The organism is Corynebacterium aurimucosum, from assembly GCF_046895345.1.
Lineage (GTDB): Bacteria > Actinomycetota > Actinomycetes > Mycobacteriales > Mycobacteriaceae > Corynebacterium > Corynebacterium aurimucosum_G.
The window spans coordinates 2,469,123-2,489,299 of the sequence record NZ_CP160096.1; the positions used below are offsets into that span (position 1 = coordinate 2,469,123).

The window sequence follows — 20,177 nt, forward strand, 5'->3', positions numbered from 1 at the left end:
TTAGGGTAACCTTTTAAATGGAGAAAGTCTCGCATATTCTGGGTGTATGACAACTTCTTCTTTGCCCATGCACGATCGTCCCGACTCCGAGGTTGGTGGACACTGGCTCCTCGCCCGCCTGGGAAAGAAGGTGTTGCGCCCCGGCGGGCTGGAGATGACCACCACGCTAATCGACGCCGCCGAGCTGAAAGACAAGGACGTGGTGGAGCTGGCCCCTGGACTCGGGCTCACTGCCCGCCAGATCGTGGCGGAAGGCCCGCGCAGCTACACCGGCGTGGACGAGGATCCTGATGCCGTGGCGCGCACGAAGGCCAGCCTCGCCGGCGCTTCCTCGGCTACCGTGGTGGTCAATGACGCCAAGGCCACGGGTTTGCCGGATAACAGCACGGATGTCGTCTTTGGCGAAGCCATGCTCACCATGCACGGCGAGAAGGGGAAGGCCGCGATCATGGCGGAGGCGTTCCGTATCCTGCGCCCGGGCGGCAGGTATGTCATCCATGAGCTGTGCCTGGAGCCGGACACGCTTGACGACGCCCAGAAGCTCGAGATCCGCCGCGCGCTGGCCACGTCCATCCGCGTCAACGCCCGTCCGCTGACCACAAAGGAATGGGACGGCGTGGCACGGGAGGCTGGCTTCGAGGTGACTGAGCGCCACTATGCAGATATGGCGCTGCTGCGCGCCAAGCGCAACTTGCAGGACGAGGGTGTGCTGGGCGTGGCGCGTATCGCCTTTAACGTCTTGCGCATGCCCGACGCCCGCCGCCGCGTTTTCGCGATGCGTTCGGTGTTCAACAAGTACAGCGACAACCTGCAGGCCATCGGCGTGGTGCTGACCAAGCCGGCCGCGGCTGCTCAATGAGTTTCGGTGAGAGCGGTGACGTTGCCGGCGGCGTGCCGGACGGCGTGATGGAGGCCCGCCCACGTGGGATCAGCTGGCCCACGGTTGGCGTATCTGTGGTGAGCAGTTGCGTCGCCGCTGCGCTGGTCTTGGGTTTCGGCGTGCAGCTCAGCCAAGGCAAGTGGGAACAGGCGGCAGCCCAGGGTGCCGCGATGACGCAGCCAGCCGAACCGAGCGTGCCCGTGAGCAGCGACTCCGCAGCGCCGGCGGCTGCGGCAACAACGGCACCAACAACGGCGGCGTCCGCGGCGTCGCCAAGCGTTGCGCAGGACGCCCCCGCTGTGGCGTTGGAACCGGCACCGCAGGAGAATCAAGCGGCAGACCCAGCGCCAGAGCAGGCGGTGGATGAGACGGTGGAGGACCCCAACACCGGCTGGTACCCCAGTGGGGATTTCAGCGCGAGCTTTGCGGCTACTAACCCGGAGCCGACGCTCGATGACCTTAACGGCGTCCTGCACGCGCTCGTGGCCACGCCGGGATCCGATGCGGACAAGGCACACAACCTCGAGGCTGGGCTGCCGGGGACGGTGGTGCCGAGAACCATTTACAACCTGGGGATATTCCGTCCGCCGCTGGGCTGGAAGCGGATTAGCGGCCCACTGACGGTGGAGGGGAACACCGCGAGTGCCACGCTCAACGCGAGCTCGGCCGGGCGTCCCACGATCTCGTTGCGGGTGGAGTTCCGCTACCTCGACGGGCGCTGGAAGCTGGCCACGAACTCGCTGCGCAACGGCATCGATGCGGTGGGCCTGCCCATCGCGGGCGCGTTTTAAGGCGGCGGCGTGATTGACGTTGACAACCTGAGCCACTGGTATGGCTCGCGCCGCACAGCCGCGCCTGTGCGCGACCTTTCTTGCACCTTCGCTGATGGCCGCATCAATTACGTCGTGGGGCTTAACGGCACCGGAAAGTCGACGCTCCTCGGCTGCCTTTCCGGAAGCTTGCGCCCGCGCGGCGGCAGGGTCCTGGTGGACGGGCGGGAGCTGCGCGGTACCGACTATCCGTTGCGCCACGTGGGCAGCTACTTGAGCGCAGAAGATTTCTCACCGCAGCACACCGGCCTGCGCCACCTGCAGTGGATGTGCGCCCTCGCAGGCGCGCCGGTGGAAAAGGCGGAGGCGCTGGTGCGGGCCGTCGGGCTCGAGGAGGCCTCGCGGCGCCCCATCGGAGGTTACTCGTTGGGCATGCGCCAGCGCCTGGGGATCGCCAGCGTCTTGGCGGGAAACCCGCGCAACATTGTGCTGGATGAGCCGCTCAACGGCCTAGATATCCAGGGCGTGTGGTGGCTGCGTGAGTTGCTTGCCGCGTGGGCGGAGGAGGGGCGCTGCGTGATCGTGGCCTCGCATCACCTGCGCGAGGTGGAGGCCACGACCGAGGTTGCCGACGCCTCGGTAATCATCCTCAGCCAGGGCACGGCTCTTGCCCACGGCTCCCTTGAGGACGTCATCGCCTCCACCGGCGCCCCCGACCTCGAATCCGCCGTGGCGGCGCTGATCCCGGAGCTAGGGGCACGGGCATGAAGGCGTGGCAACGCTGGCGGTGACCTTCGGGGTGGCAGCGGTGGCGGAGCACGTCCAGTCCGCGGGAGGCATCCTTCAGGCGCAGTCCGTGGACACTACTAATGCGGCGTATTGGCCCATCTACCTGGGTAGCATCGTGTTTGCGGCATTGGGGGCGTGGGCGCAGGCCACCGCCGGATCGCGGGTCTTGCGTGCGGCGGCGCCGTGGTCAGGGCTGGATCAGCTGGCCCGCTGGTGCTTCCTGGGCGCGCTCGCGGCGGCCGCGACACTGCTCAGCGTCAGCCTGTGCCTGCTGCTCCTGCCCACGTTCTTTCCGGTGCTCTATGGGCAGGTGAACTTCTTCGCGGGCCTGCGCATGGTGGCTCTCGGCCCGGTGTACGCGTGGCTGGCGGTGGGCTACGGTGTGGCGCTGGGCCGGCTGCTGCGCTCCCCGGCGTTGAGCATCGCGGCGCTGACGGTCTGGGCGCTCTTGGTAGAAAACGCGCTGTGGCTCATCCCCGGCGGCGCGCGCCTCACCGGCTGGCTGCCCTTCCTCAACGGCGTCTTCGCTACCGGCCAGGACGTGGCGCTATTCCCGCCTTGGGGCCGTGATGGGGCGCTGGTGTACTTCGCGGCCGTGGGCGTGGCGCTCTGGCTGGCTTCTCTGCGCAGGCGCCTCGACTAAGTCTGACTCAGCCATCAGGCGCGCAGGACGATGACCAGGTTGGAGGTCACAAACTCCCGCAGCACCGGCACCTTGGTCACCCACCAGGCCCAGGCAGGGTGGTAGCGCGGAAAGGCCGCGAGGAGCTGCGAGCCTTGCGACGTCACGCCGCGCGCCCAGTCCAGGCCTTCGCGTGCGGAGAGCGCGAAGAGCGAGGAGCCGAAGACGTTCTTCGGCGGGTGGCCGTGGCGGCGGGTATAGCGGTCCCGGGCGAACTCGCCGCCCACGTAGTGCTCCCACAGGCCGGTCTCGTGCCCGCCGAAAGGCCCCAGCCACACCGTGTAGCTCAAGATCACCAGCCCGCCGGGCTTGGTCACGCGCAGCATTTCCTCACCCATCACCCACGGGTCTGGGATGTGCTCGGCCACGTTGGAGGAATACGTGATGTCGAAAGTGTTATCCGCAAAAGGCAGGCACGTGCCATCGCCGCGCACTGCTTGGGCCACTGAGATGCCGGCGGCGGCCATTTCACCCACGTCCGGCTCTAGCCCCACATAGCTGGCCCCGCGCTGGGCAAAGGCGGAAGCGAAATAGCCGGGCCCGCCCCCGACGTCGAGCACGCGCGCGCCGGTGAGGGACAAAGAATGGTCGCGGGAGAGGGCGTCGACAAGCGCGGCGGTGTCCTCAGCCAGACCGCTATAAAAGATCGCGGGCGCTGTCTGCTCAAAGCGGAAGGAGCGCAGCAGCCGCCAGGAGCGGCGCAGGGTGGCTAAGGCGCGGGTGCGTTTCATAACCCACTAGGCTAAAGCATCGTCATGAAAATCCTTCTTTTATGCTGGCGCGATTCCACCCACCCGCAGGGTGGCGGTTCCGAGCGCTACCTTGAGCGTGTGGGCGAATACCTGGCCGCCCAAGGCCACGAGGTGGTCTTCCGCACCGCGCGCCACATGAACGCCGCCAAGCGCGAGCGCCGCAACGGCGTGCTCTATTCGCGTGCCGGGGCCAAGTTCAGCGTGTACCCGCGCGCGCTGTTGTCGATTTTATTGGGGCGCCGCGCTTTGCGCGGCGCTGACGTTGTGGTGGATACGCACAACGGCATCCCCTTCTTCGCGCGCCTGGCTACCCGCGCGCCCGTGGTGATTCTGACGCACCACTGCCACCGCGAGCAGTGGCCGGTGGCCGGGCCCGTGCTGGCGCGGCTGGGCTGGTTCCTGGAATCTCGCGTCGTCCCCGCGCTCTACCGCCACAACACATGGGTGACGGTCTCGGAGGCCTCGAAGCGCGACCTGGAGAAGCTGGGGATCCACGGCGCGCACATCATTGAAAACGGCGTAGACCCCCTGCCGGAGCACGTACCCACGCTGGAGCCCGAGGCCGATATCCACCTGGTGACCTTGTCGCGCCTGGTGCCGCACAAGCAGATTGAGCACGCCATGGACACCGTGGCGCGGATTCCGGGCGCGATTCTCGACGTCATCGGTTCCGGCTGGTGGGAATCCCAGCTGCGCGAGTACGCCCGGGCCCACGGGGTAGAGGAGCGCGTGCGCTTCCGTGGTCAGGTCACCGAGGACTATAAACATGCGCTCCTCGCGCGTGCCGATGTGCACCTTATGCCCTCCCGTAAAGAAGGCTGGGGTTTGGCAGTCATGGAGGCGGCCCAACATGGGGTTCCCACGGTAGGTTATGCGTTTGGCCTGCAAGACAGCGTTATCGACGGTGAGACCGGTGTGCTGGTGCAGCGCGAGGAAGAGTTCGCGCCGGCGGTGCGCGCGCTTGTCGACGATCCCTCCCTCCGCCACCGTTTGGGCAACGCGGCGCGCCAGTTAGCGGCTACTTTTTCGTGGGAGAAAACCGGCGCGCGCTTCGAAGAGTTGCTAGAAGCGGAAGTGCGCACCAGGCGGCGCTAAGAACCCACGGGGCGGGTGTCGGTTGGGCGTTCGTGGTGGTGACGATGCTTCCCGCTTCGACTACTGCACCCACGCCGAGCTCTTCCAGCCGGTTGAGGTCGCGGTTGGTCCAGGCTTCGGCGGCCGCTAGGTAGCGCGGCGACGGTTCATCCACTGTCACGCCGTCGACGGTGAGCTCGCCGGAGTCGAGCTTGTTCGCGGCCTTGGAGTAGGGGTCGAGGGCGATGCCGCCGTCGACTTCGACCATGGCGGGGCGGTCGGTGAAGAAGGTCAGGCGGCCGTCGAGGTCGTCGACGAGCTGGCGGTCGATGCCCGTCTCACGTGGCTTCAACACGGCGAGCTCCCGCGGGGCATCGGGGGCTTGGAGCAGGCAGGCACACAGGGCGAGCGCGGCCGGAAGCTGGCGCAGGGACGCGATGCCCGCCACGGCCAGCGGCAGGGCGAGCAGGCTGAGCTTGGAGGAATCGCGCAACAGGCCCGCGCCGGGGATGTGCTCGATGGCGAACGCAGTAAGCCCGGGCGCCAGCGCGCCGAGGATCGCCAGGCCCATGCCGAGAACCGCCAGGGCCGCTAGCGGGCGCAGCTCGCGCCGGGGCAGGAGGGCAGCGCCCAGGACGGCGAGGGCGGCAACAGCAAGCCCCGCCAAGGCGAAGCCATGCTCGCGGGAGGCTGGCACCGCTGCGGCGTTCCAGATGCCGCCGAAACCAAGCAGCGAGCCGACCACTCCCACATAGGCCTCTGCGCGCGGGGCGAAGGCCGCGGCCTGGGCGGCGGGGGCGCCGTGGGCGACCGGAAGTCCGGCCGCGAGGCTTGGAACCAACCACGGCAGCCACAGCAGCAGTGAGCCGCATGCGAAGAGCCACCTTTTTCGCCCTTCGCGCTCACAGACAACCGCGATGAGGCCCCCGAAGAGCCCGCCGGTGGGCGTCAAGGACGCGGCCCACAGCGCCAGCCACGCCACGCGCGGGTGGCAGTTTAAGCCACCCCACGCGATCACGGGCGCCAGCCAGGCCGCGACCGCCAGGGACCACTGGCCCTGCAAGAGGCGCTCGATGACGAAAGGATTGGCCACCGCGCACGCCATCGCCGCAGCTGCGGCCCACGGGCTGAATTGTGGGCGCTGGCACGCCCATAGACCCGCCACCCACGCCGAGGCACTCGCCGAACCGAGGATAAAAACCCTGGCCAGCCACGCCCCGCCGACCATCGCCAGCACGCCGTCCTGCGGAGCATTGCGCGCGGGAAGATCACCGGCGCCGAAGGCGGCGGCGCTGAGGGCCGGGCGGTCAAGCAGCACCATGTCGCGCCACAGGAACTCGCCGGGCAGCACGAAGGGCCAGCACACGGCAAGCACGAGTACTAAACCCCACGCGCCGAGGGCGGCGCGCACCGCAAGGGAAGCCCGGGACGAAGTCACGGGTGCCTATGCGCTCTGCGCCGAATGACGGCGCATAAACATCGCGGCCGCCACTGCCAACAACGCCACGCCGATGGCCTTGCCCAACCAGCCCACGAGGCTCAAGATCTTGACCGTGTCGATGACCCCGCGAACCGAGTCGAGGCGTTCGGTGCGGGTGGACTCGGACCAGGAGAGGGGGACGTCGAGAAGCGCACGCTCCTGTGTGTCATCGGCGTCGACCATGGCCTGGGCCTGGCGCGCGTCGGTAGCCCAGAAGATGCGCGGGTGTTCCTCCTCGTTGACGATGGTTCCCGTCGTAGGCTCAACCCACACCGTGCGGCTGACCGCGTAGAAAGGCTCGAGGATGACGTGTGATTTCGGCTTGAGGTTATAGCGTTCAAGAGATTCAGACGAGTAGAAATCGCCCGCTGGGCCGGAGCGCTGGTTGTCGAAGGAGAAGACCTCCGCGAGAGGAACCGGGGCGACATCCTGGTGGAAGACGTAGGTCGGGATGCCGTCGAGCTTCTCATCGCGCAGAAAATCGATGGGCTCCGCATCCTGGGTGAGTGGATCGAAGAAAGGGTAGGAGCGCTGCTCTGCGCCGGCGGGGAAGAAGTAGCTTATGCCATCGCGCTCAACCCGGTCCTCCATCTGCACGTCGAAGGCAGAAAGCTCGATGTGCTGTGTCGTGTTCGGCCCCGCCAGCGGGTAGGTGGACTCGCGGTTGAGTAGGGATTCCTCGGTGATGTGCGCGACGGTGTCGCCTTCCAAGGTGAGCGTGGTGGTGGATTGTGCGCGGGCCACCGAATCCTTCTCCGCGGGGGCGGTAGTGGTGTGGCGGGTGAACTCAACCCCGTCCTGTTCCGCGCGGACCGTGATGTCGAGGTCCCTGGGCAGCGGGCGGGACTGGTTGTTATACAGCGGCGGAAGGATGGACCCGAGTATGAGGAATACCGCGGCGGCAATCGTCACCTGCGCTAGGCGGGAGCGAAGGAACACGTCAGCTCCGATCGGTCGAGGGATTCACTGCAGAAATAGTATCGTAGTGGGCCATGCGCTTTCTCCCTGAGCTCGAAGGCGTGCGTGCACTGGCAGCATTGGCGGTCGTGGTCACGCACGTGTCCTTCCAGACGGCCACCGGCTGGGCTTGGGCTGAGCGCTTGGATTATGGGGTGGCAGTCTTCTTCGTGCTCAGTGGATTCTTGCTGTGGCGTCGACGGCATGCGCACACGGCGGGGCAGTATCTTCTTTCCCGCGTGGCGCGCCTGGCACCGCTGTATGTGGTGTGTGTGGTGGCGGTGCTCGCTTTGCTTCCCGACGCCTCGCCCTTAACCTTCCCGCAAATCATCACCAACCTGACCGGCACGCAGTTGTATATCGCTGATGGGCTGGTTCCCGGGCTAACGCAATTGTGGTCGCTGTGCGTGGAGTTCGCCTTTTATGCGGTGTTGCCGCTGTTGGCGTGGTTGTTGGATAAGTTCTCGGCGCGCCCGCGGGTTGCGCTGATTGCTGGAGCGGGGGTGCTGAGTTTGTTCTGGGGCTTCCTGCCCTTTGTGGCCGGGTATGAATCCGGCGATATCAACACGCAGATTTGGCCGCCGGCGTATTTCTCGTGGTTCGCGGTGGGAATGCTGGCCGCAGAGGCCGAGGCCGCGCGGGTGCGCCTGCGCGCCGGGCGCATCGTGCGGCCCGTTTGCTGGGCCGTGGCCGCGGGCTGCGTGTGGCTGGCTAGCCGCGAGTGGTTCGGCCCGCAGGGTTTGGTGCATCCTGAGCCTGGCGAGTTTGCGCGCCGCATCGCGGTGGGTGCTGTGTGCGGGGCCTGCATCGTGGTGCCGGTAGCGCTGGCGCCTCGCGAAAGCTGGCTGGCCTCTGAGTGGATGCGGGCGCTGGGCCGCTGGTCTTATGGGGTGTTCATGTGGCATGTGGCGGTGCTGGCCATTGCCTTCCCGCTCTTGGGCGTGTCTGCTTTCTCCGGCTCAGCCGGGGATTTCGCGGTGGTGCTGGCCTTTACGGTGGTCGTTAGTTGTGTGCTGTCTGCCGCGACCTACGTGCTTGTCGAGGTCCCCGGCCGCGACCTCATCCGCTCCTTCGCCTTTACTCGCGGTCGTATCGCCGTTCCGCGTTCCCTGCCGCGCCGCGCCGCTGACTCCGCGAGCTCTGCCGCGCCAGGCAGATAGCGCTGCCGGCTCCGCTTCCCATTCCGCTACCGTGGGGTCCGGATCCCTTGCCAGCGCCGCTGGATCGACTGATTCTGCTTCCTAACTAGCCTCCTTGGCTTCGCCTCCGATTTCGCAGAAGGCATCTGACAAAAGGCATCAGTCAAAAGGCGTCTTTGCTCCTAAAAACGCCATTTGCCCCTTCTAGGTGGCGTTTTTAGCGCTGAAGATGCCGTCTGTGAGATGCCTTTTGAGAGGCTCCTTGTGCGGAGCACCATGCGTAGCGGGGCCGCGTCGAAAGCAGCGGCCCGGAAGGAAGCAGCAGGGGCGGACAGCTATGTACAGCGCGCCTGCGTCCCTAAGAGGTGCGGCGGGGTGGGAGGCAGGCGCACGTGATAGCCGCAACGCAGAGTAGCTGCACGAGCAGCGAATCGCCGGCGTAGCCCTCCGCGGGCCAAGGTGCGCGGGCGAGCATCGCGCCCGCGGCCAAGGTGAGCGCGCCCGCCAGGTAGTCGGGGCGCAGCGTGGTCCAGCGGGTAATAGCCCACGCCGCGGCAGCGGCGGCCACACCGGGAAGACCCGCAACGAGCGCCATCGTTGCCGCGATGAGTAGTGCCAGAAGGACACGCGCCGAGAGAGACGAGTGGGCAACATGGGCGGGGGAGGCCGTTTGGGAAGCCGGGAGGGCGGCATCGGCGACTGGGCCGGTTGCGGCTGAATCGTGCGCTGCGTAAGTCGCGGATGAGGCAGGGACAGTGGCGTGGGAACGGGGACCGCGGGACATGACGAGCAGGCAGAGCGCGGTGGTCAGCGCGGCGAGCGCGCCGCCTAGGCCCAAGCCCACGCGATAAGCGCGGTCAGCCGCGAAGGACATGTGGAAGGTCCCGCTAGCGCCGGCGGGAATGAGGAAGGCCTGCGTGTCCGCATCGATGGAACGCGGTTCGAGGGCCAGCGGTTCCGAGTTGGAGGCCGGCGTCGAGGCCGACGCTGAGTTTTGTGCCGAACCTGGCGTCGAGACCGCGGCTGTGTTCGGGGAGCGCAGCTCGCCGCGCAAGCCCTCGTTGAAGGCGCGGCCGGTGATGAGAAGGCGATCGTGGTCGGCAGACTCGATAGGCTCGTCGGAGGCGAGTGGGGTATAGCCAGAGGCGGTGGAGGGCCCGGCTGCGGCGGCTTCCTGGTTAGAAGAAGTGGCTGAGTCCGCAGAAGATGCGTGTGAGGAGGCGGGGAGGGGATCGGGCAGGGAGGACGCGGCATCGGTCAGAGCTGCCCAATCGCCGGTGGTGCGCAGGAGGTGCTGTCCCGCGGAGAGATTGAGGGTGGTGTTGGGGGCGTGGGGGGAGCCGTCGATAAGCACTGTCTTCTCACCCGAGACCCGCACCGTCATGTCGCGCGGGGCGGTGAAACAGCGGATGAGGATGTGTTCGTTGTCCTGCTGGAAGAGGAACTGCTCGGCCTCCGGCGAGGTATCAGGCACGGTGACGAGGCGCCGCGGGGTGGGCTGGTCCACGATGGACGCCTCCGCAATTCCGGTGCGGCGCTGCGGCTCGATGCGGATGGTGGAGGCCTGCGCGCCGGGCACGCGGATATCGCGGGCGCGGTAGGCCTCCATGGTGACGGTGACCTTGGAGTCGCCGTTGTGGATGGTCACCTCAGTCGTGCCCGTGGTCATCAGCCGCAGCGTCGGCGAGGACCACGGAGACGTAGAATGCAGCTCCAACCAGCCAGAATCACCAGGCGCTGGCCACCAGGCGGTGGAATTTTCGTCGTCGACGGCCGCCGTGAGAGAGCGCGCCGGGTTGGCCCCGCCGAAGGCGGAGGCATCTGAGGCAGAGGACGATGCGGTGACTCGGCCATCGTGCTCCACCACCTGGGTCAGCGGGCCGGCGGAGGGGTAATCGCGCAGACGGTTGCGCACCGTCGATGGGTCGCCAGAGGCCAGCGGTGCGGAAACCGGGCCGGTCAGCGTGCCGTAGTTGCGGTCACGCAAGGTGGGCGTATCGGTGACGATATCGGCGTTGGAGGAGACGAGCTCGTGAGGGCCGGAAAGGAGCGCGAGCGATTCCCCACCGCCCGCCACACGCGGCGGATCCGCAGGTGTCACGTTCATGGAGAGGTCGCGGTCGAAGACGACGACATCGACCTCCCCGAAGGTGTGGACCTCGCCTGGGATATGGGCCGAAGAACCAGAAATCAGGTCGTGGCGCACCGCGACGGCCCCGATACCGAGGCGCTGCAAAACCAGGGGTGCCGTGGCAGGGTCGCGCGAAATCTGCGCCATTGCACCGTCCATGCCACGGATGGCTTCAGGCGGGATGAGGGGAATGGCGTCGCGGACGGCCCAGGGGACGTCGAGAAGTGGCTGTGCTGGCTCATCGCGCGTCCAGCCCCAGTCCTGCCGTGCAAAGGAGGCCGGCGGGTAGATGAGTACGCGCGTATCCAGACTGTTCATGAAATCGGCGGCCTCGTGCCAATAGGCCGGGACCTCCTCGTAGGCCCCCTTCGGCAGCAGCCGGCCCGTCCAGGCGGGGGCGGTCGCGCCCACCACCACGAGGCACACCAGAAGGCCCGCTGCTTCACGACGCCCCGGGGCCAACGTCCGCGGCAACCTCACCCGGGCGGCAATCGCGGCCACGCCGAGTACCAGCGGGATGCGCACCAGCGGGTCGAATTTATGCACGTTGCGCAGCGCGGCCAGCGGGCCATCGAGCGCATCGAGGTACCACGCGGCATGCGTGCCGAGCACGGCTACGCCTACGAGCAGCATGAAACTCCACACGCGTGGCAGGCGGGACAAGCCCACTAGCCCTAAGGCAGCAACGCCGATGCTAAACAGCACGAAGACCGGCTCGGTGGCCAGCTCATTGCCGGCGACGCGTTCGGTATCCACGAAGGGAGCCCAGCTGGTGGTACCGCGCAGGATTTCCGCCAGGTTGAGCCAGCGCGTGGTCACGCCAGCAGATTCGATGAATTCCGTAAAGGGCGGGGCATAGCGGCCCAGGATGAGCAATGGGGTAATCCACCACGCGGACACCGCAGCGCATCCGGCCAACCAGGCCAGGCCGGCCTTGCCCGCGCGCCGCCACAGCAGAATCAAGCCCGCCGGCAGGCAGGCAGCCAGCGTGGCCGTGGCGTTGACCGCGCCCATGCAGGCCACCGCCACTACTGAGGGCGCGGCGTCCCGCCAGTCCAGTTCGCCCTTTCGCAAGAAAGGCAGCAACGCCCAGGGGGCGAGCATGACCGGCCAGGTCTCCGAGGAAATCGCGCCCAGCGTAGTCAGCGTGCGCGGGGAGAGCGCATAGAGCAGACTGCCCATCAGCGCGGCATAGCCCGGCGCGGTGGGAAGCACTGACCGGACTACACGGAAGAAGCCCAGAAAGCCCACCCCTAAGACCAGGAACCACCAGGCACGCTGCGCTATCCAATCCGGAAGTGGGTCCGCCAGCAGGAAAAACAAACCCTGCGGGAACAAGTAGCCATAGGCCTGGTTCTGCAGCTGGCCAAGCGTGAAGGTGTCGGTATAAGCATGCAATGCGCCGGCCAGGAAACGCGCCGGGTTGGCCACCAGATCGTGCTTGGTATCAGCAGCAGTCAACCCCCACGGCTGCACCAGAACCACGAGGGCTAAAAAGACAAGCCCCCCGATGCGTGCGCGCACGCTACTCGCGGGAGCCGTACTCCGGCCCGCCCATCACGGCATCAGAGGCCTTGACGGAGTTATCGTTCGGCACGGCATCGGCCTGCGAGAATTGCGCGATGCCCAGGATGGTCACGACTCCCAGCGCCACGCCGACGACCGCGCTGCCCAGGGCCGGGCCCAGAGTGCGCTTGTTGAGGGAATCGCTGTCGAATGCCATGGCGCCAGATTCTAGCAGCTAAAAGCTGCCTTTAGGAGTCGCTTTCTGCCGCGTCGTCCTCATCGTCGTTCTCCGGCGGCACGATGAAGACTGGGAGACCGGCGTTGCGCACGATGTACTCCGCCGTGGAATTGGTCCACAGCGAGCGGAAGCCGGTGAGCGCGCGGGTGCCAGTGACGATGACGTCGATGTCGAGTTCTTGGGCGGCGTCGACAATCGCGCTCTGAATCGTCGTCACGGATTCCACCAGGTGGGCATGGCCCCGCAGCCCCAAGGTCTCCGCCTTGGCGATGCCCTGGCGGCAGATGGCGAGGGCCTCCTCGTAGGCCGGATCATCTTCCACGCTCTCCGGCGAGACCGTGGACTGGTGCAGCCCGGTGCGGCTGACGGCGCGGGCGGCCTGGCGTGCGGACGGCTCCCACGCGGTGAGGATTTCGACGTCGGTGGGGCGCAGAAGCCGCGCGGCGTACTCGAGGGCGCGGTCGGCGCGGTCGGAGCCGTCATAGGCAATGAGCATGGTCTCTCCGTTATTCATGTGGCCATCCTAACAACCAGGTGTTGCCCGCGCGGGTGCTTCAGGCACACTGGTGGGCATGAGAAAAGCAATGCCCGCCCTCCTGTTGAGTGCTGCCTGTGCGCTGAGCGCGTGTAGCGAGGAGCCTGTGCTTTCCGACGCCCCGCCGAGCGAAACCAGCGCCGCGCCCAGCGGCGTCGCGTCGGGCGACGCGGCACCACAGGATGCCGCGCCCGAGGACATCCGGGCCCGCGCCGCCGCCAAGCTCATGCCGCCGGCGCTGAACTACGAGGATGCCCGCGCGAAGCTGGAAGCTGGCGTGGGCGGACTCTTTATCCCGAGCTGGGCCGACCCTGAGCTGCTCAGCGATGGCCCGCGAGGAGTAAACGCTTTGCGCGAGGAGATGGGCCGTGACTTTGAAGTTTCCATCGATTTCGAGGGCGGGCGCGTGCAGCGTTTCTCCGAAATCTTGGGCGACTACCCCTCCCCGCAAGCCATGGCGGAGGGCCACAGCCCGGAGGAGGTCGAGGCCCTAGCCACGGAGATTGGGCAGAGCCTACGCGCCCACGGCGTGACGGTGGACTTCGCCCCGGTGCTCGACGTGGATGGGGGAGACCTCGAGGTCGTCGGTGATCGCGCCTTCTCCACCGATCCGGAGGCCGCAGGTGAGTATGGCGCGGCCTTTGCCCGCGGGTTGCAGGCGGCTGGTGTCAAGGCCGTGTTCAAACACTTCCCCGGTCACGGGCGTGCCTCCGGGGACACACACCTGGGTGAGGCCGTCACCCCGCCGCTGGAAGAGCTATATGGCCATGAGTTCGTGCCCTTTCACACAGCTCTCCCGCAAGCCCCGGAAGCAGCCCTCATGATGGGCCACCTCGTGGTTCCTGGGTTGGGGGAGGAACCCGCCTCTCTCAACCCGCACGCCTACCAGCTGGCCCGCGAGGAGCTGGGTTTCGAGGGCACGATTTACACCGATGACCTGGGTGGAATGGCCTCCATCTCGGAGAACTTCAGCGTGCCGGAGGCCGTGGCCGCAGCCCTCGCCGCCGGGGCCGATATGCCGCTGTGGTCCACCGACGAGGACATCAACGCGGTCATTGATGCGGCCGCGGAAGTCGTGGCCCAGCAGGAGGGCGACTAGTAAAAACTAGCTGGCAGACGTTAATCTCATACACGTGAAAAAGGCAATCGGACACAGGCAGCAGCGGCGCAAAGGGCTTCACGTCACCCTTGGCGTGCTCGTCGGCCTGATACTCATCGCCGGCATCGCCTATGCGTGGGATGTGATGGCCAACCAGCACAAGGTTCCGCGCGCGACGTCGGTCGGCGGCGTGGATATCTCCCGCATGGAGCGCACCGCCGCGGTGTCGAAGCTGGAGCAGGAACTCGGGGACGTCGCGGCCCAGCCTGTGGAAATCCGCGCCGGGGAGAAAAGCTCGCAGCTTATCCCCCAAGACTCCGGCCTCAGCCTGAACTATCAGAAAGCCGTCGACGGCATTCCTGACGCTTCCCTGAACCCCTTCTCGCGCCTGTACAGCTTCATTAAGCCCACCCAGGAAATCCCTGTCGCCGTGGACGTCGATGAGGACCAGCTCTCAGGGGAGCTCGAGCGCGTTGGCAACGATCTGAAGATTGAGCCGGAGGACGGAAACCTAGAGCTTATCGACGGCTCCCTCAAAGAAACCAAGCCCAAGCTCGGCCAAGCGGTGGAAGAGGGAGAGTTGCACGAGGGCGTCGTTAAGCACTGGCTCGACCCCGAGGGCGTAGACGTCGAGCCGATGGTGGTGGAGCCACAGATTAATGATGAGGCGATTGAGGCCATGCGCACCGGGGATGCCGCCCGAGCACTGGATAACCCGCTCACGCTCAAGGGCGAGAACAACACCGCCGGCACCCTGCGCAAGCCGGAGATTTCCCAGTTTGTCTCCATCGCTGCCGAAGACGGCGAGCTGCGCCTCAAGGTGGACAAAGACCGCGCGCGCGAGCTCTTCCAAGAGCGCATGCAAGGCTCCGAGGTCCCCGGCACCAACGCCAAGATTTCCTTCAGCGGCAACGACAAGCAGATCACGCCCTCGGTGGATGGCTCCATCATCGACTGGGAGAAGACCCTCGAGGGCTTCGAGGATCGCGTGAGCAGCGAGGACGACCGCGAATGGGACGCCGACTATAAGCCGGACCCCGCGGAATTCACCACGGAGATGGCAGAGAAGGCCACCTTCGATGAGACCGTGTCGGAGTTTTCCACCGGTGGTTTCTCCGGGGCCTCCGGCACCAATATTCGCCTAGTGGCCCAGCAGGTCAATGGTGCCGTGGTTAACCCGGGTGAGACCTTCTCCCTCAACGGCTACACCGGCCCGCGCGGTACGGCGCAGGGCTACGTGGAATCCGGCATCATCATCGACGGACACGCCGGCACGGCCGTGGGCGGCGGCATTTCCCAGTTCGCCACCACCTTGTACAACGCGGCCTACTTCGCGGGCATGGAGGATACCGCGCACACCCCGCACTCCTATTACATCTCGCGCTACCCGGCCGGCCGCGAGGCCACCGTCTATGAAGGCGCGATTGACTTGCAGTTCAAGAACACCTCGAACCACCCGGTGCGCATTGAGACCGACTTTGGCAGCGACATCACCGTGCGCTTCAAGGGTGTGAAGACTGTCGAGGTTGAGTCCATCAACAACGGGCGCTGGGCCAAGACCGAGCCGCAGCGAAAGTCTGTGAGCGAGGATTGCTCGCCGTCGTCTGGCGCGCCGGGCTTTACCACCTCCGATACGCGCATTATTAAGGATCTTTCCGGCAAAGAGATTTCCCGGGAGACCACCACCACGGTCTATGGCCCGCAGCCCATCGTTACCTGCGGTTAAATCATGACGCGGCCGATGCATACCGCGGTGAAGGACCCGGCGGACGTCGATCAGCTGGCCCAGCACCCAGTGAAATTTGGTCGCGTCGCCGGCCTGTTCACCCCGCACCGCGGCACGCTGCTGCTGGTGGTTGCGCTGATTATTGCCACCTCGGGGCTGACCGTGGTGCAGCCTTTCCTCATGCGCCGCACCGTGGACGAGGCGATTCCTGAGCACGACACCACGCTGCTGTTGTGGTTGGTCGGCGGCATGTTGACCATCACTGTGGTCTCCCAGGCCATCGGCGTCATCCAGTCCTTTCTATCCGCGCGGGTGGGGCATACCATCATGCATGAGCTGCGCACGCAGGTCTTTGCCAACCTGCAGCGCCAATCGCTGCAGTTCTTTACCAATAACCGGGGCGGCGAGATCCAATCCCGCCTGACCAATGACATCGCGGCGATGCGCGGCATGGTGACCACCACCGCGACCTCTGTGGCTAGCAACCTCACCATGACGGTGGCCACGTTGGTGGCGATGGTGGCGCTTTCGCCCACCCTCTCGCTGTTGTCCCTGGTGGTGCTGCCGCCCGCCGTGTGGCTCACCCGCCGCGCCGCCGTGCTGCGCCGCAGCCTCATGGAGAAAAACAGCCGCGCGCAGGCGACGTTGCAGCAGACCATTTCGGAGAACCTGTCCGTGTCCGGCATGCGTCTGGCGGCCACGTTGGGCGCGCAGTCGCGCGTCTATGATGGGTTTGAGAAGACCTCCCGCTCCCTCATCCGTTTAGAGCTCGAGTCCCAGCTGGCCGGGCGCTGGCGTATGGCGCTGACCCAAATCATTTTCGGCGTGATGCCGGCGCTAATTTACCTGGTGGCTGGTCTGCGCCCGGGGATTACGATTGGCACGCTCATCGCCTTTTCTACTCTGCAGACCCAGATTTTCCGCCCGATTACTGGCCTGCTCAACGTGGGCGCGCAGTGGGTGGCGGCGATGGCGCTGTTTAGTCGCATCTTTGAGTACCTGGATCTGGAGCCCGAACTTAAGGAGGCCACCGAGCCCGCCCAGCTTGCCGACGCCTCCCTCACCCTCCAGCACGTTTCCTACCGCTACCCCGGCACCGACACCGACGCGCTTGCCGACGTCTCCCTCACCATCCCCGCCCACACCACCACCGCACTTGTGGGGCATACCGGTTCCGGCAAATCCACGGTGGCCTCCCTTCTGGTGCGCTTGGCCGACCCAACGGAAGGCTCAGTGCTCTTAGGCGGAGTCGACCTGCGCGACATTCCTGCCGAGCAACGCTCGGCAGTCATCGGCGTGGTTTCCCAAGAGACCTACCTGATTCACGGCACGGTGCGGGAGAACCTCCTCTTTGCACAGCAGGACGCCAGCGAGGAAGAGATGTGGGCGGCGCTTAACGCCGCGCGCGTGGACGAGGTCATCGCCGCGCTTCCCGACGGGCTGGATACTCTCGTGGGCTCGCGTGGTTACCGCTTCTCCGGCGGTGAGCAGCAGCGCCTCTCGCTTGCACGAACGCTGCTGCGCCGACCACAGGTCCTCATCCTCGATGAGGCCACCTCGGCCCTCGACAACGAAACCGAACGCGCCATCCAGGAAGCGGTGTTCGGCGCGCAGGCTACCCGCCTAGTCATTGCGCATCGACTCTCCACAATTCGCGACGCCGACCAAATCGTTGTTCTCGACGCCGGCGAAGTGGTCGAGCGCGGCACCCACGCCGAACTACTGGCCCGCGGTGGCGTTTATGCGGCGCTGCTTCGCGCCGCCGACGAGGCGAGCTAGTCACCATTCGGCGGGCGCCGATGGTCCACTATTTGGAGCTATATCTGGGACGGTATGGCCGAGCTCTCGGAGAACCTCGACGCCGAATTCCCCCAATCACAAGTTCAACTACATCCTTTAAACACGCACGGAAGCGGTGACCGTCCATAGGGAAACTGGGATTTTTGTTACATCCATGGCGAAGGATCAATCTCCGATGACGTATGCGAGCGCTTCAAAGCGCGTGAGAATTTCCTCGTCAGCAATGGAGATTTCATCAATTGCGCGCAATGCACGGAGCTCATCGATGGTTCGAGGGCTAAGGTCCTGAAGGAGCTGTTCGCGTTCTTTTTGCAGCTCAGCGGTTGTGCGTGGGGTGAATATAGGCGCGGACACTGGGACTCCTTTCCGTATGCTTTGTAGCTTAGATGCACCGGTGGACACGTGTCGTGGAGTGAAGTAAACCCCAACCTGAGCTGGGGAAATGTGGAGCCGACGACGGTGTCCGAGTTCACGACATATTTGACACCTTGTTCCTACAAGGGCAGTCCTGATGTTTGACAGATGAGTCGCGGCAAAATTGACACTAAGCCCACCCTTACCGTGTCGAATGATGCTTGACAGGTGAGTCGGGACAAGTTTGACACCATGAACAGTCCCAACCGCAACCTCGCCATTGTCCGAGCAGTCCGTGACCAAAAGCGGCAGCCCATCAAAAGTAGCCAAGCAATTCGGCACCTCTCGTCAACGCGTCTACCAAATCCTCAACGCCTACGACACCGGCGGCGCCGAAGCCATCGCACTAAAATCCTGCGCCCCGTGCACCCCAAGCCGTGCCAGACCCCTGCGCAAAGACATCATCATCCGTAAATAACTCCCCCGCCACGGAATCGACGCAGGCCCAGAAACCATTGCCTACCATCTACAACAAGAAGGAAAAGGGTCCCTTCCACCTCAATGATCTGCCGCATCCTAAGCAAGGAAGGGCTCATTACCCCAGAACCGAAAAAGAAGCCCAAAAGCTCCTTCATACGCTTTGAAGCAGCCATGCCCAAGGGAAGCTGGCAAGCATCCATCACCCACCTCTACCTAGCTGACTCCACCCGCATGGAGGTTCTTGTTTTCCTTGACGATCGCTCCCGCTGCCTGCTGTCAACCACTGCACAAGCATCCTTCGTAGACGCCGAAGTAGCTTCAGTCTTTATAGCTGGTCAAGGGCTGTTCTCGCCCGCCTGGTGTGAGTGTGTGTCACTGATGGCTTCAACTTCCCACTTGCAGACTGGGGCTTTGCTCATGAAACTGCGATTTCTGTCGGTGTGGAGTGCCTGTGGAAGCGCCTGGTTCCATTCTTTAACCCACGAGATGCTAAGCTAATAGCCGGTCTTTCAGTCTCCGAGCTGTTTGGCCAGTAGGTAGGAGGGCCGCCATTTAGCTTTGTTCTAAGTGGTGGCCCGACTTTTATCGTTTCGGGTCAGCGGGTGGGAAGTTTCTAGGGTCGAGATTGTAGCGGATTTTGCCTTCGATTGGGACGGCGTGCTCGTCGCCGTCTGCGTATTGTTCGCGCCAGCGGATGTTGTGGAGTGCTTGTGCTAGCAGGGTGTCGGGGTGTGCGCCTACGGCTTCGCAAAGTACAACGTATTCGTGGATGTTGGGACTGGATTCGCCGCGTAGGTAGCGGCTGGTTTGGCTTGTGGATAGTTCGGTGGAGGCAGCGATGTGTCGTTGGGTCATTTGCCTTCGGGCGGCGTGCTCCCTGAGGAGCGAGGCGATCTCGATGGTTACTTTGTCGGGTGCTTTTCGGGGCGCTGTACTCATACTGGGAGCATAGCGTTTCGGATGGAATAATGTGGACAAATGTGGACAGATATAGATAAACATGGTTAAAGATGTCAAAAGGAAGGTATCGCCCCAAACAGGGCTGTAAGGGGTGTGGGTGAATGTCTACGGCACAACCAAAGAGCTCGCAGAAATCTTTCGGATTAAAGCATCCGACGTTGCACTAATAGCGCACAGCGCCCATCTCGAAGCTATGCTTCGCGCCGGTGTAGGGGCTTTCATGGAGAATTTCAAGGTGGGGAGTGCGAGCCGAGGATGGCTGAGCAACCGTGCGGAGAACCCCCGTAATAGATCGGCGCTGCACTCAAAACGCCCGGGGGTCAGAAAACGCAGCTAAAGAACTCTACGCCCTGGGCGAGTAAGGTTAGGGCGGTCTCATTATCGTCTTGGCCAACGCCAATCTGTATCAAGAGGTCCCCATCCGCAAGCTCGTGTTCGACGGTGTGAAGGCAGCTATGGGGCTCTCAATGTAGAGCGCTAAGGTCCGCGCACTGCGTGGTCGGATTGGGTGTTGGGTGAGCCTTAATGCCTATTCGGGCGGGCGTAGCTACAGTCCCGGTAGCCGTACTGGTTGGTGGGGGATTTTCCTAAGGGAGAGGGGTGTGATTCTCGCGTGCCCACCGCGTGCCCACAGTTGCACCCCCGAGTGCGCATGTCTGCGCCTGTGACCTGGTGTGCCCCTATATGGGGAACTGCCTGGTCGTGGGGAAACCCGCAGGTAGCGGGCTGTGAGATTGGGATTTGAGCCGACGACGGGAATCGAACCCGCGCCAGCAGCTTGGGAAGCTGCAGTTCTACCATTAAACTACGTCGGCACGCTGCACG

The 20,177-nt window shown here is 64.9% G+C and carries 17 protein-coding genes, 1 tRNA gene and 1 pseudogene; 10 read left to right on the top strand and 9 right to left on the bottom strand.

The genetic code is table 11. From position 1 onward, the window contains the following. Nucleotides 1-46 precede the first annotated feature (46 nt). The 4 genes from ABZS45_RS11625 to ABZS45_RS11640 are packed head-to-tail and all read left to right on the top strand — an operon-like array spanning nucleotide 47 to nucleotide 3,082. Nucleotides 47-859 (top strand): class I SAM-dependent methyltransferase, encoded by an 813-nt coding sequence (locus tag ABZS45_RS11625; RefSeq protein ID WP_158381444.1) that lies wholly within the window; start codon nucleotides 47-49, stop codon nucleotides 857-859. Next, a complete protein-coding gene (locus tag ABZS45_RS11630; protein ID WP_071409531.1) occupies nucleotides 856-1,671 on the top strand; it encodes a hypothetical protein in 816 nt (271 codons plus the stop codon). The genes ABZS45_RS11625 and ABZS45_RS11630 overlap by 4 nt, the downstream gene beginning before the upstream one ends. Before the next feature lie 9 nt (nucleotides 1,672-1,680). After that, entirely contained in the window at nucleotides 1,681-2,418 is a 738-nt protein-coding gene (locus ABZS45_RS11635; protein ID WP_412099960.1) for an ATP-binding cassette domain-containing protein, read from the top strand. A gap of 4 nt (nucleotides 2,419-2,422) precedes the next feature. Next, on the top strand, nucleotides 2,423-3,082 hold the full coding sequence (locus tag ABZS45_RS11640; RefSeq protein ID WP_412099962.1) for a hypothetical protein: 660 nt from the start codon (nucleotides 2,423-2,425) through the stop codon (nucleotides 3,080-3,082). 14 nt (nucleotides 3,083-3,096) lie between these two features. Here ABZS45_RS11640 and ABZS45_RS11645 read toward each other — a convergent pair whose 3' ends face one another. Further along, nucleotides 3,097-3,852: a class I SAM-dependent methyltransferase gene (locus ABZS45_RS11645; protein WP_412099963.1), complete on the bottom strand. Its 756-nt coding sequence runs from the start codon at nucleotides 3,850-3,852 to the stop codon at nucleotides 3,097-3,099. 24 nt (nucleotides 3,853-3,876) lie between these two features. On the opposite strand from ABZS45_RS11645, the gene ABZS45_RS11650 reads away from it, so the two are divergent. Next, nucleotides 3,877-4,968: a glycosyltransferase family 4 protein gene (locus ABZS45_RS11650; RefSeq protein WP_412099964.1), complete on the top strand. Its 1,092-nt coding sequence runs from the start codon at nucleotides 3,877-3,879 to the stop codon at nucleotides 4,966-4,968. On the opposite strand, the gene ABZS45_RS11655 is transcribed toward ABZS45_RS11650, so the two are convergent. Both ABZS45_RS11655 and ABZS45_RS11660 read right to left on the bottom strand, forming a co-directional pair. After that, nucleotides 4,892-6,385: a hypothetical protein gene (locus ABZS45_RS11655; RefSeq protein ID WP_412099965.1), complete on the bottom strand. Its 1,494-nt coding sequence runs from the start codon at nucleotides 6,383-6,385 to the stop codon at nucleotides 4,892-4,894. The genes ABZS45_RS11650 and ABZS45_RS11655 overlap by 77 nt on opposite strands. Nucleotides 6,386-6,391: 6 nt before the next feature. Continuing rightward, nucleotides 6,392-7,366, bottom strand: a complete 975-nt coding sequence (locus ABZS45_RS11660; protein ID WP_412099966.1) for a DUF3068 domain-containing protein — start codon at nucleotides 7,364-7,366, stop codon at nucleotides 6,392-6,394. Between the two features lie 53 nt (nucleotides 7,367-7,419). Here ABZS45_RS11660 and ABZS45_RS11665 point away from each other — a divergent pair, with 53 nt between their 5' ends. Beyond that, a complete protein-coding gene (locus tag ABZS45_RS11665; RefSeq protein ID WP_412099967.1) occupies nucleotides 7,420-8,544 on the top strand; it encodes an acyltransferase family protein in 1,125 nt (374 codons plus the stop codon). A gap of 337 nt (nucleotides 8,545-8,881) precedes the next feature. Here ABZS45_RS11665 and ABZS45_RS11670 read toward each other — a convergent pair whose 3' ends face one another. Genes ABZS45_RS11670 through ABZS45_RS11680 form a run of 3 tightly spaced genes read right to left on the bottom strand, consistent with a single transcriptional unit; the run spans nucleotide 8,882 to nucleotide 12,912 of the window. Continuing rightward, the gene (locus tag ABZS45_RS11670; RefSeq protein ID WP_412099969.1) at nucleotides 8,882-12,178 is read right to left on the bottom strand and encodes an alpha-(1->3)-arabinofuranosyltransferase family protein; all 3,297 of its coding nucleotides are present in this window, start codon (nucleotides 12,176-12,178) and stop codon (nucleotides 8,882-8,884) included. A gap of 1 nt (nucleotide 12,179) precedes the next feature. Continuing rightward, entirely contained in the window at nucleotides 12,180-12,377 is a 198-nt protein-coding gene (locus ABZS45_RS11675) for a DUF2613 domain-containing protein (RefSeq protein ID WP_010188604.1), read from the bottom strand. A gap of 31 nt (nucleotides 12,378-12,408) precedes the next feature. After that, nucleotides 12,409-12,912: a universal stress protein gene (locus ABZS45_RS11680; RefSeq protein WP_144657324.1), complete on the bottom strand. Its 504-nt coding sequence runs from the start codon at nucleotides 12,910-12,912 to the stop codon at nucleotides 12,409-12,411. Nucleotides 12,913-12,970: 58 nt separating this feature from the next. Here ABZS45_RS11680 and ABZS45_RS11685 point away from each other — a divergent pair, with 58 nt between their 5' ends. From ABZS45_RS11685 to ABZS45_RS11695, 3 genes are read left to right on the top strand one after another with little or no spacing between them, the layout of a single operon-like run. Continuing rightward, complete coding sequence (locus ABZS45_RS11685) at nucleotides 12,971-14,032, top strand: glycoside hydrolase family 3 N-terminal domain-containing protein (RefSeq protein ID WP_412099970.1); 1,062 nt, start codon at nucleotides 12,971-12,973, stop codon at nucleotides 14,030-14,032. A gap of 34 nt (nucleotides 14,033-14,066) precedes the next feature. After that, nucleotides 14,067-15,758 carry a VanW family protein gene (locus ABZS45_RS11690; RefSeq protein WP_412099971.1) on the top strand — a complete coding sequence of 564 codons (1,692 nt, stop codon included), beginning with the start codon at nucleotides 14,067-14,069 and terminating at the stop codon, nucleotides 15,756-15,758. Between the two features lie 3 nt (nucleotides 15,759-15,761). Then, on the top strand, nucleotides 15,762-17,537 hold the full coding sequence (locus ABZS45_RS11695; RefSeq protein ID WP_412099972.1) for an ABC transporter ATP-binding protein: 1,776 nt from the start codon (nucleotides 15,762-15,764) through the stop codon (nucleotides 17,535-17,537). A gap of 186 nt (nucleotides 17,538-17,723) precedes the next feature. Here ABZS45_RS11695 and ABZS45_RS11700 read toward each other — a convergent pair whose 3' ends face one another. Continuing rightward, nucleotides 17,724-17,912, bottom strand: coding sequence for a hypothetical protein (locus tag ABZS45_RS11700; RefSeq protein ID WP_010188617.1), 189 nt, complete (start codon nucleotides 17,910-17,912; stop codon nucleotides 17,724-17,726). A 252-nt stretch (nucleotides 17,913-18,164) separates the two neighbouring features. On the opposite strand from ABZS45_RS11700, the pseudogene ABZS45_RS11705 reads away from it, so the two are divergent. Next, nucleotides 18,165-18,713: pseudogene (locus tag ABZS45_RS11705) on the top strand (helix-turn-helix domain-containing protein); the annotation flags it as partial. Between the two features lie 261 nt (nucleotides 18,714-18,974). Here ABZS45_RS11705 and ABZS45_RS11710 read toward each other — a convergent pair. Continuing rightward, entirely contained in the window at nucleotides 18,975-19,394 is a 420-nt protein-coding gene (locus tag ABZS45_RS11710; protein ID WP_412099973.1) for a helix-turn-helix domain-containing protein, read from the bottom strand. Between the two features lie 702 nt (nucleotides 19,395-20,096). Then, nucleotides 20,097-20,167, bottom strand: a tRNA-Gly gene (locus tag ABZS45_RS11715). Nucleotides 20,168-20,177 lie beyond the last annotated feature (10 nt).

Bases quoted from the DNA above. Each gene is read 5' to 3' on its own strand.
- ABZS45_RS11625 (WP_158381444.1), top strand. From the start codon at position 47: ATGACAACTTCTTCTTTGCCCATGCACGATCGTCCCGACTCCGAGGTT.
- ABZS45_RS11630 (WP_071409531.1), top strand. From the start codon at position 856: ATGAGTTTCGGTGAGAGCGGTGACGTTGCCGGCGGCGTGCCGGACGGC.
- ABZS45_RS11645 (WP_412099963.1), bottom strand. From the start codon at position 3,852: ATGAAACGCACCCGCGCCTTAGCCACCCTGCGCCGCTCCTGGCGGCTG.
- ABZS45_RS11650 (WP_412099964.1), top strand. From the start codon at position 3,877: ATGAAAATCCTTCTTTTATGCTGGCGCGATTCCACCCACCCGCAGGGT.
- ABZS45_RS11665 (WP_412099967.1), top strand. From the start codon at position 7,420: ATGCGCTTTCTCCCTGAGCTCGAAGGCGTGCGTGCACTGGCAGCATTG.
- ABZS45_RS11675 (WP_010188604.1), bottom strand. From the start codon at position 12,377: ATGGCATTCGACAGCGATTCCCTCAACAAGCGCACTCTGGGCCCGGCC.
- ABZS45_RS11680 (WP_144657324.1), bottom strand. From the start codon at position 12,912: ATGAATAACGGAGAGACCATGCTCATTGCCTATGACGGCTCCGACCGC.
- ABZS45_RS11685 (WP_412099970.1), top strand. From the start codon at position 12,971: ATGAGAAAAGCAATGCCCGCCCTCCTGTTGAGTGCTGCCTGTGCGCTG.
- ABZS45_RS11695 (WP_412099972.1), top strand. From the start codon at position 15,762: ATGACGCGGCCGATGCATACCGCGGTGAAGGACCCGGCGGACGTCGAT.
- ABZS45_RS11710 (WP_412099973.1), bottom strand. From the start codon at position 19,394: ATGTTTATCTATATCTGTCCACATTTGTCCACATTATTCCATCCGAAA.